We start from the raw sequence: 16650 nt of genomic DNA on the forward strand, positions 1-16650 counted from the left end.
TTGTCCTCCGATTTTCCTCTTGAGTAATTAGACCTCATAATTACTCAAGAGGCGTTTTTTACACGCTTATTTTTGTATCCGTTTTTTTATTTCTGCAATTAAAGTATTCAGCTCGACGCCGGCGCGTTCGCTTGCAATCTTAATTGTCGCTTTCGGCAGCATGATCCGTGCAAGCGGCGTTTTTAGCATTTTAAACTTGGGACTGATTTTTTCCATCTGATCCTTTAACGCAGGATAATCTTCAAAGATATCTTTTAAAAACGTATCGGCAGTAATATCCGCTGCGGAAAGTTTTTTATCCCGCTGCGGAGATTCGGAACTCTGCGTATTTGATGTATCGGCTGCACTTTTCGCATCGGCGGTGTTGCCGTTATGAGATTTACTCGAGTCTTCTTGGATAACGGTTTGACCGTTTATCGCGCCGCCTTTTTTCCATGTAAGCAGTGTCTGTGAATCGGTGAGACTGCGGATATGCGTGCAGTCCTGCATCATCTCAAGGATGCCGCGGAATTTTCCGGTTTCGTCGCGAACGGCCGTGTACAGAATGTAGATAAAAATACCGGGCTTATTGATCCAGAATTCCGCAGAGTCCTGTTCGCCCGAGCGGAACTTTTCGATAATCTCTTCGACGATATGCACGCTTGCCCGCGGGTGGCAGTTTTTAACATTTCGCCCGATGACATTTTTGCTGCGCGGAAATACGCGGTGCTCCGTATCGGAATAAAAGCAGACCATTTCATTTTCGTCTACATACGAAAGATCGACAGGCAGATGCCGGTAAATCAAATTGATTTGTTCGAGTGTCAGCTTGCCGGTTGCCACGTCAAAAACGGAACTGGTTTCACCACCGACATTTAAACCGTGCTTGCGTAATACTGTGGTTAAATCATCCGTTAAAGAAGAAGCAGTGCCGGTAGCGCCCTGCGTTTGTGTATCGTGTGCCGTTTGTGCGGAATTGTTTTTAACCGTTGAACTATGTGCTCCGCTGTCGTTTATCCACGCAAAGCCGATTTCTTTGTCTCCCGACTTCATCTCTTCAAATTCTTTTTCAGTGATCATCGCAAGCGAAGTAGGATACAAAATTGCTTCTTCTTTTTGCAGTAAGTCACGCACATCGGCAACAATCGAAGATTGCACCGCAATAAATTGGTCGTCGGCATCCTCTTCCAGCAGCTTTCGCGCATCCCGTATTTCATCACGGATAAAATTATCCAGCGTCCACATTGTTGTCGTAGGTCGGTCAAAACCTTTTTTTTCCAAAATGGAATAGAGCTGATTTTGTTTGCGTGACAGGTGTATTCTGAACTGATCCAGCCGGTCATATATGCCGAGCCACTGATTTTTGATAAGCGGATATTGAACGAGGTCTTCAATTTCCAATAGGATTTTTTTCAGTGCATCGTTTTCACGGTAATAGCACATGATAGGATGATCGTCGGGTAAGTCGGGGCGGCTCGTATCCATAATGTCCTCAAAAAGCTCAAGCATTTTTTGAATGTCTTCTTTTTGGCATTCATTTTCGTCAAACTCTTTAAGTTCCTGCTCTGCGAGGGCGATCTCGTACGGTTTTAAGGAACCGACTTTTTCCTTTAATATCCGTTTAGCATCCGTCAAGCTGATTTTGCCTGCATTATAGTCATTCTTCAGCTGAAGAACCGTTTTTATCTTTGCATCATTTACTGAATCTAAATGGCGTTTCATTTCCATAGGTGTCCTCCGTATAAAGACTGTAGTTTCTTATTCCCGGAAGCGATAAGAGATATCTGTTAGTCTTTATTTACAATGAAGATAAGGAAATATCTACCATGCGTCAAGTCAATCTCTTTTGCAAGCCGCACGGAATAGATATAATCACCTTATGGAAAAAAACGATGAACTGCTAAAGCGAGCGCACGCTGTGCTTAAAACGACATTCGGTTACAATGAGTTCCGTCCGATGCAGCAAGAGGTAATTGTCTCCGTACTGTCGGGACGCGACACGCTTGCCGTTATGCCGACCGGCGGCGGAAAGTCATTGTGCTATCAAATCCCAGCGCTTTTATTCAGCGGCATTACGCTTGTTGTGTCTCCGCTCATTTCGCTCATGCAGGATCAAGTTGCGTCCCTCGTAGAAAACGGTGTGAGTGCACTTTTTTTAAATAGCTCGCTTGAATGGGATGAATACCTCGATGCGGTGCAGCGCGTTAAGTCGGGAAGTGCCAAACTGGTCTACCTTTCTCCTGAAGCGCTTACGGCAGAGCGTACGCAATCTATACTGCATGATGCAAGCGTACCGGTTAGCTGCATTACCGTTGATGAAGCGCATTGTATCAGCGAGTGGGGACACGACTTCCGCCCCGGCTATTTGGAGATTGCAAATGTTCGTGTGCAGTTTAGAGATGCGGTTTGTCTTGCGCTTACGGCAACTGCAACAGCACAGGTGCAGGAAGATATTGCGTCAAATCTCCGTATGAAAACGCCGGAAGTTTTTGTCGCCGGTTTTAACCGCGCAAATATTTTTCTTGAAGTGCGTCCCAAGCGAAATGCGCTACGCGAGGTTATAGACTGCCTTGAACAACACAGCGGTGAAAGCGGAATCATTTATTGTTTTTCGCGCAAGCAAGTTGATACGCTCACCGAACAGCTGACGGCTTCCGGCTACTCGGCGCTCAATTATCACGCAGGGCTTTCCGACGAAGAGCGAAGAAATCATCAACAGCAATTTATCCGCGACAAGGTACGGATTATGGTTGCAACGGTTGCATTCGGTATGGGAATTGATAAACCGAACGTCCGCTTTGTTATCCATTATGATTTACCGAAATCGCTCGAAGAATATTATCAAGAGATTGGACGTGCTGGGCGCGACGGACTTGCCTCCCACGCCCTGCTTTTATATAGCGCAGGCGATGCTCGGAAGATACGTTTATTCTTTGAAGAGGCTACGGATAGCGCTCACTCCGAACGGCTCTTGCAGGCAATGCTCAACTTTGCCTCGGCGCGGACATGCCGCCGTCATTTCCTGTTGTCGTATTTCGGAGAGCGGTTTGTTCCGGCGGCAGCTAACGGGAAACCCGAAAACCCTGACGTAGAACCGGAACACATCGGAGGTGAATCCGAAAACGTTGCCGGACAGACTGGTTCTTTCCCATGCTGCGATGTGTGTTCCAGTCCACCGCCTCCGCTGCAGGACGTTACCATATCTGCGCAAAAGTTTATGAGCTGCATATACCGCACGCAATCACGATTCGGGCTTTTGTATATCGTCGATGTGCTGCTCGGTTCAAAGCAAAAGCGGATTATTGAAAACGGACATGATAAAGTTTCAACATGGGGAATCGGGCGGGAGCTTTCAAAAGAGGATTGGTTTGCGCTGTCCGATGCGCTCATCTATGCGGGACTTGTCGAAAAAACCGGTGATTACAATGTGCTCATCATAACCGAGAACGGTAAACGGGCACTTGCATCCCGCGCAAAAATCGAACTCCCGATCGAGCTTATCGGGCAGAGTGGGATGAATCAGGCAGAATCTAAAAACTCCGGCATTGACTCTAAAAAGAACGGTATCGCACATAAAAAAGGAGAATATAAACGAGGCGAATTTTTGCGCACGTTGAATGAAGATGACGCAGCGCTGTATGAGGCGATAAAAGACTGGCGCAAACACGCTGCCGAGGAAGAAAACGTTCCGCCCTACGTTATATTCGGAGATAGAACAATCGAAGACCTCATCCTCAAAAAGCCGCGCACGGTACGTGAACTGCTGAACGTATTCGGTATCGGCGAAATAAAAGCAGAAAAATTCGGTGCAGCGCTTTTGCGTCTTGTGGAAAACACGGGGAGGTAGCAGTGGGTGGGCAAAAAGAATTTGCGAAGAAGAGGAGCAGGCTGCTGAAAAATCGTTTTTTAAAATACAGCAGTTAAGGAAATCTTTAGATTTTGAAACTTCTCCAATTATTTCGTAAATCGCAACACCTTGAAATACGTGCTTATACGTGTTATAATCATATCATAAGGTGATGCTATGACAGCGGATGAGATTATAAAACTATTAAAAAAAGCTGGTTATGAAATTACTGCCGGGGCAAAACACGATAAAGCAATCCATAAAGAGACAGGTAAAATGATTGCGATACCTCGGCATAAAGGTGATATTCCGACTGGAACAGCGCATAATATTCTCAAAGAAGCAGGTTTAAAATAGTACAAGGAGGCATAATATGAAATATACATATCCCGTTATTTTTGAATACGATGATGGAAAAATAGGTGTAAGAGTTCCTGATATTTCCGGCTGTTTTACATTTGGAGAAACAATCACGGAAGCAATAGAAATGGCAGAGGATGCCATAGCTATGATGCTTGCTCATTATGAAGATCATCGGCAACAGATACCGAAACCGAGTGATATATCCAAAATCAAAATAAAAAACGGATTTGTGAATTATGTAATAGCCGACACTGATGCTTGGCGCAAACAGTTTTCTGAAAAGGCAATAAAGAAAACTGTTACTATACCGGCATGGCTCAATTATAAAGCGGAAGAAGCCGGGGTTAATTTTTCACAAGAGCTACAAAACGCATTGAAACAGCGGTTGCAAATTGCATTGTAATTTTATTCGTTTAATACCCCGACGTTTGCGTCGGGGTTGTTGATTGTAAAAGAGGTAATATATGCTCTATCCCACTTTAGAGAAACAACTGAACAACTTAAGTGTAGAACAACGGCAATCGGTTTTTGATTATATTAATTTTCTAATATACCAAAACAAAACCGAAAAAGAAAAGACAATATATCGCACTCCCGGAGGATTAACAGGTATATTCTATATGGCCGACGACTTCGATGAAACGCCGGAATGCTTTAAGGACTATGTGTGATGTATTTACTGGATACCCATACGCTTCTCTGGTTTTTGCATGATTCTCCGCAATTATCCAAAAAAGCGCTGAATATCATTACAACAGAACAGTATATTTATGTGAGTAGTGCATCTCTATGGGAAATTGCAATTAAAAGAAGTATCGGAAAACTTAACTTTGAATATTCGTTTCAACAAATAGAAACACTTTGTTACGAAAAAAATATATCATCACTGCATATTACATCAAAACACCTTGATAAACTCATTGAACTTCCAAATATTCATAATGATCCGTTCGACCGTTTGCTGATTTCTCAGGCAATCACTGAAAATTTTTGTCTTATAACAAAAGACAGTATCATTCCTCAATATCAAGTTGAAACTATTTGGTAGTGATGACTTCGCCTAGAAAAGTGAAGCAGATCGTTTTGCGCAAAAGTATCATGGTATGCTAATTAGCCACAACACGTACATTATCGTCCATTGCGTCGACGAGATGATAAAAATCCAAAAACATCAGTTGGTTCTTTTATAGGTATGATAACCGACTGTGCTTACGATGTGTGATGCCATCTCCCGACAAGGCGCACCGTAATCGGGATGGTGCAAATAAGCCCGATGCTTCCGGCAACAGCGCGCAGCACCTCGGAGGCTAACAGTTCGAGGTTGATAATTTCGGTAAAGCCGTTGGAGAATAGAATAAACAGCAGTAGTACCGGAATGGAGGTGCTGACATACGCCAAAATCAATGTGTTCGACATCGAGCCGATAATGTCTCTGCCGATATTCATACCGGATTTTATCAGTTGTTTTTTTGATATGTCGGGGCTTACGGAAATAATCTCCCACATTGCCGATGAGATAGACATCGCCACATCCATCACCGCGCCGAGCGCACCAATCATAATACCTGCAAATAGCAAACCTTGATAGTCAATCCTACGGTGCTGCGGTATAAAGGCAAGCATTTGCGCATCCTCGTTTCCGAGTCCTGTCAGCATAAGTACCTTACCGGCAATAAATGCGAATACCCCTGCGATGATAACGCCGCCGATGGTGCCTATGATGGCCGTATATGTTTTTTTATTGTTGCCGCTGATGATTAGCAGCGTGATAACCGTTGCGGCGCTGCATACGGCAAGCGACAATAAGATCGGGTTAAAACCCCGTATAATGCATGGAAGGAAGATACCGAAAATAAGCCCTACGGTAATGCCGAGCGTAATCAACGCCTTCAGTCCATTTTTTTTGCCGACGACAATAAGCGCCGCAGCAAAGATGACGATAAGTGCATAGACTTTTGTGTCCCGCGCGCGCTCGTAGATTTTTAAGTTTATTATCTTTCCGGTTTCTTCATCTTCGTCCACCTGCAGTATCATTTTTTCATGGAGCCGAAAGATAAGCCGATACGGAATTGCCAGTTCAATAGTGTTGCGGACGGTATACACTTCGCCCTTATGCTTGCCGGTTAAAATTTCTATTTTTAAATGCTGATACCGGAAGTCGGATTCAATCGGAACATCCGGCCTGCTTTCCGCAAGGTCATCATATACGATTTCAATGACGCGCGCTTTTACCACCTGGTTCTTCGGCAGGTTAAGTTGCGTATCGTAATATTCCGCCAATCCGGCATCTTTTGAATCCGTTTCGGCGCTTGTATTTTTTGCAGTATCTTGAGCATAAAGCTGAACACATACGGATATGCAGGTAAGTGCCAGAAGTAAGATTTTTTTAGACTTTAAGTAAATATTCGTTTTCCTCATTCGCTTCTTCAAGTTCCAGTACTTTAATGTTGGGATAATCACTATATAAAATATAATGCCGGTTATAGCAATTGTATACTATAACCGGCTGATTACCTATTAGTTAAGTGATTCTACTTCGGCGAGGGAGAGTCCGGCAATTTTGCAAATATCACTGAGCGGATAGCCCATAGTAAGCATCGTTTTTGCCGTTTCGAGTGCTTTTTGATGAGCGCCGTGTGCTTCGCCTTCAGCTCTACCTCGTTCAAGACCTTTCCGTTCAGATTCGCTTATCATTGATAGCCGGTCGCTCTCATATTCCCACGCTGCCTCATACCGCTTACGTTCTTGCTCATCCAGATAAAAGATATCCATCACTCGATTTGCCTTCGTCATTACCGGATTTCCCTGTGCTAGCATTTGCCTTACCTCCTTATCGTCTGTTTTGATAAACATAAGCCATTTCTCTAAGCTTGTCAAATTATTTTTGTTGAGTTTTGTTAGATCTAAAAAGTGAATTTCCAAAAGTTCATCCAAGAGTGTCTGTTCCTCACTTTCCCGTATCTGATACATCGAATGCACCTTGCGGCTCAATTTAAAGGGACTGTTCAGTACATTGATTGCGATACATTTTTTCAAGTTTGAATACTGGAATCCACTGATAAAATGCTCATGGATCAGTTTGGAGCAATAAAAGATACTACGTTTGGGATAGTAATCAAAGTAGGTATTCTGCATTTCTACATCGATTTTGCGGCCGTCGTGTAAACGGATTTTTATATCCAGCCGTCCGATTTTATCATTATAGAAGCGGGGAAGCTGTTCACTGTTTTCGATACGGACATCATCAAAATCGGTTTTACGCAAATCTGTGACCAACGAGAGAAATTCGATCATAATATCTTTATTTTCCTCGGTACCAAAGAGACAGAAGCGGCATGGATGCCGCTGGTTATATCAGAAACGATGTTTCGGCGATGCCGAAACTCGTTCTTTCCATTGTACACGGATGTACAATGGAAAGAAATGCATAGTCATTCCGGGCGGTGAACTGCATTAGGACGTTAGGTAATTTTTTCATTCACACCTCCTACGGTCCTATATGACTTTTGAAGGTTTTTGGCTGGAAAAAATCAGAAAAGTTTTATATTTTTTAACTATAGAGATCGGAAAGAATTCGATAATAGGTAACGCATCAGCATAATTACTAATCTCTCATATTCCCCACGTTACCAATGAGCGAATTATGCATTAAAAATCAGCTGAGGACCTCTAAAAACTGCAAGTCGGTCAGTTTTTTAGAGGTTCCCTCGTACAAATCAGCTATTTGCTGATATCTTTGATGTAATCCGGAGCTTTCGGCGTAATGGTTTTTGCCGCTTTAATTTCATCGATTAAGCAGTCGCGGATCGGAACGTATGTTTCGACGACGTTCGTTGCCTTCGAGAAATCGTATTTATCGCCGCCGGTAAACATAAAGTCATTGACAACGACCTTATATGTTTTGTTCATATCGAGCGGAGTACCGTCTGCCAATGCGATAGACGTTACCCTGCTTTCAAAAGGCTTGGTGCCGTCGTATTCAACCTTTAATCCTGCAAACTGTCCGTCGGTGATATTCGGGTTCATAATACCGTGATCAATTGCCTTTTTGATTTCAGAACCGGGGAGATCGAATACTACCAAGTAGTTGTCAAACGGCATGATTTCGTACAGATCGCCAACGGTGATCTTTCCCGCCGCAAGCGTTCTGCGTAATCCTCCACCGTTTTGAATACAGACGTCTGCTTTTGCGACTTTCCGCTGAGCTTCGGAAGCCCATACGCCAAGCAAGGTGTTGCTGCCCTTATCCTTTCTTTCGTGCGTAAACTCGGCAGCAGCAGTACCGATAACTTCGCCTAAAATCGGTTTTAAGTCGGCATCGTATCTCGCAAACACGGTTTTACCTTCCTCATCTTCAACGATAGTATCCTTATGCTTCCAAATTTCATCCAGTGCAGGGGTAATCGAAGCGATGTTTTTATTTTCATCAAAGGTGATGCTGAGTTTCCCGACTGCACGTCCGTAGCAGTAAGCCTGCATAATCGGCATACCTTCTACAACGCCCTGTACCGGACGATGACTGTGCGCTGACAATATCGCGTTTAATCCCTTAATTTGAGCAAGCGCGACTGCCTTTCCGGTAATTTCTTCCCCCTTCTGATCGGAATCGATGTGGGTTAATGCGATGATGGCATCCGGTTTTCCTTCTTTTGCCTTTCCTGCCAACAGGTAGTCAACCCATTGCTGTCCGGCGCTCACAGGATCGGTAAATTCCAAACCGCTTACGTGTTCAGCCTTTGTGAGGGTTACCGTATCGGGATGAGCTAGACCGACAAACGCAATTTTATAACCGCCTTTGGTAATAATCGCGTACGGCTTTGCCCACGAGACAGGCTTTTTGGTGTTTTTGTCGACGATATTCGCTGCCAAGAAGGTAAAATTGCCGTCTTTCTGCCATTCCTTCATGTGCGTTACGCCCCAGTCAAACTCGTGATTGCCGACTGCACAAACAGCTACGCCCATCGCCTTCATCATTGCGGAAACCGGTGCACCGTAGGTCAAATTGGAAATCGCGGTACCTTGGTAGTTATCGCCGCCCGCTACGACAATCGTATTCGGGTTTTCCCTTTGTGCGGTGTGCACATAGCCGAGCAGCTTTGCCATACCGGCATTTTTTCCTTTACCGGGGCGGGCATCTTCCGCGACGTTACCGTGGAAGTCGTTGAATAACAGCACATCCACCTGATTAGCAGGCGCTGTTGCTTCAATAGCGCTGTATTGCATCGGTACGGGCGCTGGAACGTGTTCCGGCTCGGTTGTTTTACACGATACGAACAGCATAAATACTGCCGCCAATGCAACAAATAATGTTTTAAAAACTTTCTTCTGCGTCATTTGCATACTCCTTGTACCTTGTAGTGTAAAACGGATAGGCAAAAAATGCAAGGAAAAAAAGAGATATAATCAGGGTAAACGCATTAGGGCATTTTTTTTAACAACCCCGCAGAAAAATTGATACTATTCGACCGGTTGTCCTAGAGTTATAATGTTAATCGGCGAATAAAGTATCGATTTGTTTACTATATAAAGTAGTGATCTTATAGCGCATTACGTCCTGCTTTGCCGAAAGTTCCACGCCCGCCTCAAAAGGTTTTGCAAGGAGTGTAAAACGGTTAATCCGTTCAAACAGCTTAAAACCGTTTTCATGGTTTATCAGCGAGGCAATTTGCTGCTCAAAAAGCTTTTTGATTTCAGGTTTTGCCAGCAGTTCTTCAAATGAGGCCGCCAGTATCCCTTGCTCTGCCGCATAGCTTTTAACCTCGGTTTCGTCTGCAACAATGAGCGCTCCTAAAAAGCGCTGATCCTGCCCGAGGACTACGGCTTGCGCGATAAATGGAGATTCTTGCAGCTTCATTTCTATCGGTACCGGTTCAATGTTTTCGCCGCCGCGCAGTACAATCGTATCCTTTTTTCTGCCGCGCAGGATAAGCTCGCCGTCAAGTGTTTTAAGGCCGAGATCGCCGCTGTCGAACCAGCCATCCTTGTCGATGACCGCATCGGTTAAATCCTGCCGCTTGTAATAGCCCTTCATAATGCTGGTGCCGCGGATCATTACCGTGCCGAGCTGCCCGACCGGGAGCTCGTTCCCGTCATCATCGACAATCTTTACCGTTGTACACGACAGCGGCTTCCCGATAGTGCCGAACACGGGGCGTCCGAGCGGGCGCACCGACACAACCGGCGCCGTTTCGGTTAAACCATAGCCTTCGGTAACGCTTACGCCGATAGCCCAGAAAAAAGCGTCGATATTCGGTGGCAGCGCCCCTCCGCCTGAAACCCCTTGCCGGAAGCCGGTGCCGAGTTTAGTGCGAATCTTTTTAAACACAAGCGCATTGCCCAGCGCATAGAGCGGCAGAGAGAAAAGATACGGTATAAAGGAAACAATCGGACGGGTAATTTTTGTATAAAAGACAAAATGAGGATTAAGCCCTTTAACATTCCGCGCGTGGTGCGCATGGAACAAGCCTACCGCGACAAAGAAGTTAAACAGTTTTTGCTTAATGCCGCCTGCTTGCTTCATCGCCTTAAAAACACCGGTATAGACGGACTCCCATATCCGCGGCACCGATGGGAACAGCGCGGGGTTGGTTTTTGCAATGTCCGCAAGCAAGATGCTTCCCACCGGTTTTGAGTACACCATCCCCGCTGCGGAAGCCAAAATAACGTATTCGCAGAGCCGCTCAAAACTGTGCCATACCGGCAATACCACGATGGCTTTTTCACCGGGATAGAGGATAACCCGTGTTTTAAGGTCATCCAACTGCACAATAAAGTTCTTATGCGTCAGCATAACGCCCTTAGGTTCGCCTGTCGTACCGGAGGTAAAAATGATCGTAGCGATTTCGGTATCGCTGCCGTTTTCCAGCTCCTGTTCAACCGTATTGGGGTGTGCTTTCCGATATGCCATACCCCGTTCGATAATCTCGTCATAACAGTAAATGTCGAAGTGCGAAATATCGCCCTTTGTTTTAAGCTCTTCATCGTGAATATCAAAAGGATTAAGAATGATGAGCGTTTTAAGCAGCGGGAACTGCTGCTGATTTTTAAGAATTTTTATACATTGATCCCGATTTTCTATGACCGCCGCCGTACATTCAGCAAAGGATAAAATACGTACTAAATCTTGCTCGGTTGCATCACAACCGCGCGGAACATCGGCAGCTCCGATCGCCATAATCCCCATACTGGCATGATACCATTCCTTCCGGTTATCGGCGATAAGGCCGACTCTGTCCCCTCGTGCGATTCCGAGGGATAAAAGACCGCCTGCAAAACTCAATACCCGATCAAAAACATCGGAGTAGGAGAGGGGGATAAAATCGCCGTACTCATTCTTTGAATATTGAGCTGCAATATTCGGATATTTTTTTGTAATTTGTTGCAACAATTGCGGCATTGTGATGTCGTTCATGCAAAAACGCTAACACAAAAGAAAAAATCAGTCAAGTAAAAGGTAACCTCATCAGACGGTCTTCGGATATTCCCGCAAAATAAAGAGGCTGCTCAACCAGAGTTAAACCTCTTCGCGGTTCAAATGGTCTCACAGCCTCTTTATTTTGCGATTTTGTTCTATTTGTCTGATGAGGTTACCTTTCTGGTAAAATAAAATGTGTGAAATTTTTGACAAAATTTCACACAGAAGGAGAGCAACTTCATCAGACGGTTTCCGGATATTCCCGCAAAATAAAGAGGCTTTGATTGTTAAAAATAAGCTTGCCGTAAGCCTTTTGAAAATAGACGATGCAGTAGATGTGTCGTCTATTTTCAAAAGACGTATGATTGACGGCAAAGAGGTTTCCTCTTAAAATGGAAAGAAAAGGAGATAGCGATGGATGACTGTATTTTTTGTAAGATTATTAAAGGTGAAATTCCGTGTATGAAAATCTATGAAGATGAACATACGATTGTCTTTATGGATATTGCAAAAGATGTCGACGGACACATGCTCGTTGTACCAAAGAAGCATGTTACAAATATCTTGGATGCGGACGAAGAAACGCTCCATCACGTAATGGATACGGTAAAAAAAGTTGCCAATCACTGCGTAACTGACTGCGGGTATGAGGGCATCAATATGCTGAATGCAAATAACCAATGCGCAGGGCAGACCGTTTTCCATCTGCATGTACACCTTGTCCCGCGGAAGTCAGGCGATGCCGTGCCGAGCTTTCCGAAATTCGGCGGCGCAGTGCACCCGCTCGAAGAAACGTATAAAAAACTCAAAATCTAAGAGTATCAGTGCAACCGCATTAAAAATATTTTTAGCGGTTGCCTTCCTTCTGTTCGAAATTTTACTTAAAATTTCGAACGGTTTGTTTTAGAAGAAGGTTTATTTTCAGCGGTACAAATGGTACCGCTGAAAAATACGTCGAGTTTGCTTACGCAAACATCGCGTATTGACGTATGCGCGTTCCGCGCACAAATGCAACAGTTTCCAAAGTTGAAACTTTGTTCAACTGTTGCATTTTAAAGAAGGCTTATTTTAGACAATGCAGTTGGCATTGTCTAAAAACGCTGCGAGTTTGCGTAAGCGCAAACGTCGCCTATTGACTGCACTTTTTCATTTCGTTGCAAAAGTGCAGCAATTCGCCAATCCTCGCCTTTTGATAAAGACTGCGGTTGTCGAATTTATAGGAAGGGCAAACTGCATCAGACAATATAGATCAAAATCGTAAAATAAAGAGGTTAGGTAGAACAAATGCTTTTTGAAAATAGACGGTACAGATACGAGGCGCGAGTACAAATTAACCGCAGACGTATCTTTGATACGTTGAGGATTAATTTGTGTGCAGCAACGAAGTAGATGCACCGTATATTTTCAAAAAAATTTGCAGTATTGACAAAACTCGTATTATATGAATAATGCTTCAAGCATGAGTGCCGATGCAATTAGTCTTTGTGCATATTCAAAGATTAATATTCATCTAAAGGTTCTGGCAAAAAGAAAAGACGGGTTTCATAACCTCGAAAGTATTTTTCAGCGTATTTCAATAGCGGATTATCTTTCTCTAGAAAAGTCGAGCGATTTACACGGTTGTACGGTCGAATCCCCGTTATTGCCTTTGCCTGCTGAAAACACATTGACTAAAGCATGGGAAGTATTTAAAGGTGCAACAGGAATCAATGGCGGCATAAAGGTTCGGTTAATAAAAAATCTTCCTGTAGGAAGCGGGTTGGGGGCAGGTTCTTCCGATGCAGCTGCTTTGCTGAAGGTTGTAAATGAGCTTTTTGCAATGCCGTTGAGCGATTCCGAGCTTACAACACTTGCCTTGCAGGTTGGGAGCGATGTGCCGTTTTTCCTAAAGGATCCGGCAGGGGTTGTTACGGGGCGTGGAGAGGTTTTTGAGCCGATACAAGCTCGTACTGACTGTTTCGGTATACTGATTTGGCCGGATGTGCAGAGTTCAACGAAAGAAGCCTATTCGCTTTTGGATAAACAAAGGGAAGTGCTTTCAGGTGAATATGAAGCATGGGGATACGAAAAGCTGGTTGCGCAGTACCGTGCGCCGTTTAAAACATGGCGTTTTGTAAATGATTTTCAACCGGTGCTTGAGCAACGTTATCCTGTTATTGCTCAGGTGCGTAAGGAACTCCATGAACAGGGTGCGGAATTTGCGCAGATGAGCGGTTCGGGTTCAGCCGTATTTGGATTGTTTAGTTCTAAAAATCTTATGGCTTCTGCCTTTCAATGCTTGGCAAAAAGATGGAGCTGGTGTCAACCGTTTCTTTTACTTGCCTAAGAATACTTTGCGGTGTATAATGAGTCTACCGTAAGGAGGGGCATAGTATGACGATCACTGATGTCCAAATTCGGAAGACTGTAGCTGAAGGCAAGTTAAAGGCCTATGCAACCGTTACCTTTGATGATTGCTTCGTATTGCATAATGTGAAGCTGATTGAGGGAGAGAAGGGTGTTTTTGTTGCGATGCCGAGCCGCAGAACTAAGACCGGCGCATATAAAGATATTGCGCATCCGATAACGCCTGAATTCCGATCGGTACTGCAAGAAAAAATACTTTCCGCATACGAGGCTTGTGCAGAAAGCTAGAACCGACGGTATGCAGATCGGTTTGTAAAAACATGGAAATTACTGTGCGTGAATGTACGGTTTTTTATAATGGGACGTCGGCAAGTGGTAAGCCAACGGCTTTTGGTGCCGTCATTCCGTAGGTTCGAATCCTACCGTCCCAGTCTGAAGGAGATATGGATTGTTTTGTTGCAAAATAATCCGTATTGACTTTATATGAATGTAAATATAAAAAAGGGGCTTTTCATATAGAAGGAGCCTCTTGTTTGCTTTATATGCAAAGGAGTTCCTGATTATGGAAGAGAGAGTTTTGACTGCCTGCCGCCGAACAGGTTTTGGAAAAGCCGCTGCTGCGCAGTGCCGCAGGGCTAATCGTTTGCCTGCAGTTATTTATGATAATGCAGGTCGTTCAACAGCTATTGATGTCCCCTATCGCGATTTTGAAAAATTATTCAAAACAGTTACCGAAAGTACGCTTATTACCATTAAAGTTGATGAAAAAGATGAATTTGAAGTTTTCATCAAAGATTATCAATATGATATCGTAAACGATAAAGTTTTCCACGCAGACTTCTATGCCGTTGAACGCGGTCAACTGTTGCGGACTAAAATTCAGATTCGGCTTTCAGGATCTCCCGAAGCATGTCGTCAAGGTGCTGTTCTGGAAACCGGTATTGCAGAACTTGAAGTTGAATGTTTGCCGCGTGATTTGCCTGAGCGCATCGTTGTCGATGTTGAAAAACTCGGCGCTAACGAAGCGATTCACGTTCGAGATATTAAAGTTCCCGAAGGCGTTAAGGTTTTGACGGATGCAGATTTAGCGGTTGCAATGGTTAAATTCGCCAAAGAGGAAGCCCCTGCTGCTACGGATGAAACAGCAGATGCCGCCCCCGCGGATGCCGCTACTCCGGAAGCAAAAGAGTAATCTCCTTATCAAAGTGCAGGTCTTATACCTGCACTTTTTTTCTGTTCTGTTCTTGTATTTTCCTCAAAAACGTTTTATTCTCCTCATTGTATGTGTTCCGATTCTTTCGTCGATGCCGTATTTGATAATCTTAAACCGTTTTTAACACATATTCCTTGTCGGTTTCTCCTTGCCTGCTCAGGCGGTGCGGATTCTACGGCATTGCTGTTAGCCTTTCATCAATTACAGGTGCGGCTTCACTGCCGGTTAACCGTAATTACGGTTAACCATAATATCCGCAGTGCGGAAGAAAGCGCCGCCGATTTAACCTTTGTCGCCGAGTTGTGCAGCCATCTGGAGCCGCCGGTACCCTGTGTTGCTGCGGAAATCCCTGCAGGAGAAGTTGCGCGTTATGCAAAAGAGCGTAACAGGGGAATCGAAGATGCCGCACGTGCGCTGCGATACCGGCTTTTTGAAGAAACCGCCGCTTCCGTTGGCGCCGACTATATCGTAACAGCGCATAACCGTAGTGATGTATACGAAACGGTGTTGATGAGGCTCTTTCAAGGAGGCAGTACGGTGAGTTTATCCGTAATGCCGGTGCAGCGCGGACGGTATTTACGCCCGCTTATCACAGTAGAACGGAGCGATATAGAAGCATTTTTACGGAAGCGGGGTATTGAATGGCGTGAGGATTCCACCAATACGGAAGATACGTATCTGCGTAACCGAATCCGGCATCATTTGGTGCCGGCATTGGCTGCGGCCTTCGGCGGATGGCGCACCGGGCTGGATAAAACGCTGCAGCGGGTTAGTTTGGATCGCTCATTTTGCGAAGAAGCGCTGGCTGCGGCGCGTGCGAACTTTACCGGTACGGACGGCGCGGCGGATTGGGAGCACTGCAAACACGGTGCGCTTACAATCGCGGCGGATTTCTTCGATTCGCTCCATCCCGCGCTGCGGCTCAGGGTGCTTGAGCAGGGGTGCCGCCGACTCGGGATCGGGACACGGGTTCCGCTGGGAATACTCCTCAGGCTTTCGTCCGCACACACGGCAGCGCCGGAAATTCGCTCACAAGTTTCTGCTGCCGGTGTGCTTCGGTTGGAACGCCGCGGGGAGCGTATCCTGCTGTTTGACAGCGCTGCCTATCGTAGGCTTTATAATCAAAAGACATACGTTCTGACTATTCCGCAATGCGGCGAGTATGCGTATCCTTTGGGGCAGTTGGAAGTGTATCACACTGCGAAGGGTATCTTTGTGCGGGATAGCGAGGATACAAGCGGCGGGATAGGCCCGTTTACGCTTCCCATTTCCATTAGGCCACGGCGCGGCGGCGATCGGATTCAAATGAAATCCGGAAATGTAAAAAAAGAAGTAAAAAAAATTTTAAATGAATGGCAGGTTGATTCACTTGCTCGCGAACTTTTGCCGATTATCATAGAGGATACTTGTATTCGGAGGCGTACTCGCATACGCGCCCTGTATGGTAGCTTCCTTGGATATAGAAACTGGTTTGTGGAGGAACAATAG

At 45.0% G+C, this 16650-nt stretch carries 16 protein-coding genes and 1 tRNA gene; 11 read left to right on the plus strand and 6 right to left on the minus strand.

The window, feature by feature from the left end:
* Window positions 1–66: 66 nt before the first annotated feature.
* The gene (locus ABK01_RS05660) at window positions 67–1707 is read right to left on the minus strand and encodes a PAS domain-containing protein (RefSeq protein WP_253676545.1); all 1641 of its coding nucleotides are present in this window, start codon (window positions 1705–1707) and stop codon (window positions 67–69) included.
* A 151-nt stretch (window positions 1708–1858) separates the two neighbouring features.
* Between ABK01_RS05660 and ABK01_RS05665 the strand changes: the two genes are divergently transcribed.
* The 5 genes from ABK01_RS05665 to ABK01_RS05685 all read left to right on the plus strand — a co-directional run bounded on the left by ABK01_RS05665 (window position 1859) and on the right by ABK01_RS05685 (window position 5237).
* Window positions 1859–3826: a RecQ family ATP-dependent DNA helicase gene (locus ABK01_RS05665; protein WP_253676546.1), complete on the plus strand. Its 1968-nt coding sequence runs from the start codon at window positions 1859–1861 to the stop codon at window positions 3824–3826.
* 177 nt (window positions 3827–4003) lie between these two features.
* The gene (locus tag ABK01_RS05670; protein WP_016523350.1) at window positions 4004–4183 is read left to right on the plus strand and encodes a type II toxin-antitoxin system HicA family toxin; all 180 of its coding nucleotides are present in this window, start codon (window positions 4004–4006) and stop codon (window positions 4181–4183) included.
* Window positions 4184–4199: 16 nt separating this feature from the next.
* The gene (locus ABK01_RS05675) at window positions 4200–4592 is read left to right on the plus strand and encodes a type II toxin-antitoxin system HicB family antitoxin (RefSeq protein WP_016523351.1); all 393 of its coding nucleotides are present in this window, start codon (window positions 4200–4202) and stop codon (window positions 4590–4592) included.
* A gap of 61 nt (window positions 4593–4653) precedes the next feature.
* Window positions 4654–4860, plus strand: coding sequence for a DUF2281 domain-containing protein (locus ABK01_RS05680; RefSeq protein WP_253676547.1), 207 nt, complete (start codon window positions 4654–4656; stop codon window positions 4858–4860).
* Window positions 4860–5237, plus strand: coding sequence for a type II toxin-antitoxin system VapC family toxin (locus tag ABK01_RS05685; RefSeq protein WP_253676548.1), 378 nt, complete (start codon window positions 4860–4862; stop codon window positions 5235–5237). Before ABK01_RS05680 ends, ABK01_RS05685 begins: the two co-directional genes overlap by 1 nt.
* A 161-nt stretch (window positions 5238–5398) precedes the next feature.
* On the opposite strand, the gene ABK01_RS05690 is transcribed toward ABK01_RS05685, so the two are convergent.
* The 5 genes from ABK01_RS05690 to ABK01_RS05705 form a co-directional block, all read right to left on the minus strand.
* Window positions 5399–6607, minus strand: coding sequence for a YibE/F family protein (locus ABK01_RS05690; protein ID WP_253676549.1), 1209 nt, complete (start codon window positions 6605–6607; stop codon window positions 5399–5401).
* A gap of 99 nt (window positions 6608–6706) precedes the next feature.
* On the minus strand, window positions 6707–7483 hold the full coding sequence (locus tag ABK01_RS05695) for an Rpn family recombination-promoting nuclease/putative transposase (RefSeq protein WP_253676550.1): 777 nt from the start codon (window positions 7481–7483) through the stop codon (window positions 6707–6709).
* Window positions 7484–7538: 55 nt separating this feature from the next.
* The gene (locus tag ABK01_RS11700) at window positions 7539–7667 is read right to left on the minus strand and encodes a hypothetical protein (protein ID WP_256481858.1); all 129 of its coding nucleotides are present in this window, start codon (window positions 7665–7667) and stop codon (window positions 7539–7541) included.
* 242 nt (window positions 7668–7909) lie between these two features.
* Entirely contained in the window at window positions 7910–9469 is a 1560-nt protein-coding gene (locus tag ABK01_RS05700; protein WP_371922035.1) for a 5'-nucleotidase C-terminal domain-containing protein, read from the minus strand.
* A 208-nt stretch (window positions 9470–9677) separates the two neighbouring features.
* Window positions 9678–11600: an AMP-dependent synthetase/ligase gene (locus tag ABK01_RS05705; RefSeq protein WP_253676552.1), complete on the minus strand. Its 1923-nt coding sequence runs from the start codon at window positions 11598–11600 to the stop codon at window positions 9678–9680.
* 417 nt (window positions 11601–12017) lie between these two features.
* Here ABK01_RS05705 and ABK01_RS05710 point away from each other — a divergent pair, with 417 nt between their 5' ends.
* The 6 genes from ABK01_RS05710 to tilS all read left to right on the plus strand — a co-directional run bounded on the left by ABK01_RS05710 (window position 12018) and on the right by tilS (window position 16650).
* Window positions 12018–12419: an HIT family protein gene (locus ABK01_RS05710; protein WP_212566461.1), complete on the plus strand. Its 402-nt coding sequence runs from the start codon at window positions 12018–12020 to the stop codon at window positions 12417–12419.
* A gap of 625 nt (window positions 12420–13044) precedes the next feature.
* Complete coding sequence (gene ispE / locus ABK01_RS05715; protein ID WP_253676553.1) at window positions 13045–13929, plus strand: 4-(cytidine 5'-diphospho)-2-C-methyl-D-erythritol kinase; 885 nt, start codon at window positions 13045–13047, stop codon at window positions 13927–13929.
* Window positions 13930–13976: 47 nt separating this feature from the next.
* Window positions 13977–14237: a septation regulator SpoVG gene (gene spoVG / locus ABK01_RS05720; protein WP_016523359.1), complete on the plus strand. Its 261-nt coding sequence runs from the start codon at window positions 13977–13979 to the stop codon at window positions 14235–14237.
* 70 nt (window positions 14238–14307) lie between these two features.
* Window positions 14308–14380: transfer RNA gene (locus tag ABK01_RS05725), tRNA-Gln, on the plus strand.
* Between the two features lie 131 nt (window positions 14381–14511).
* On the plus strand, window positions 14512–15141 hold the full coding sequence (locus ABK01_RS05730) for a 50S ribosomal protein L25 (protein WP_212566463.1): 630 nt from the start codon (window positions 14512–14514) through the stop codon (window positions 15139–15141).
* A gap of 90 nt (window positions 15142–15231) precedes the next feature.
* Window positions 15232–16650, plus strand: a complete 1419-nt coding sequence (gene tilS / locus ABK01_RS05735) for a tRNA lysidine(34) synthetase TilS (protein ID WP_253676554.1) — start codon at window positions 15232–15234, stop codon at window positions 16648–16650.

It is taken from the genome of Treponema sp. OMZ 305, assembly GCF_024181325.1.
Classification (GTDB): domain Bacteria; phylum Spirochaetota; class Spirochaetia; order Treponematales; family Treponemataceae; genus Treponema.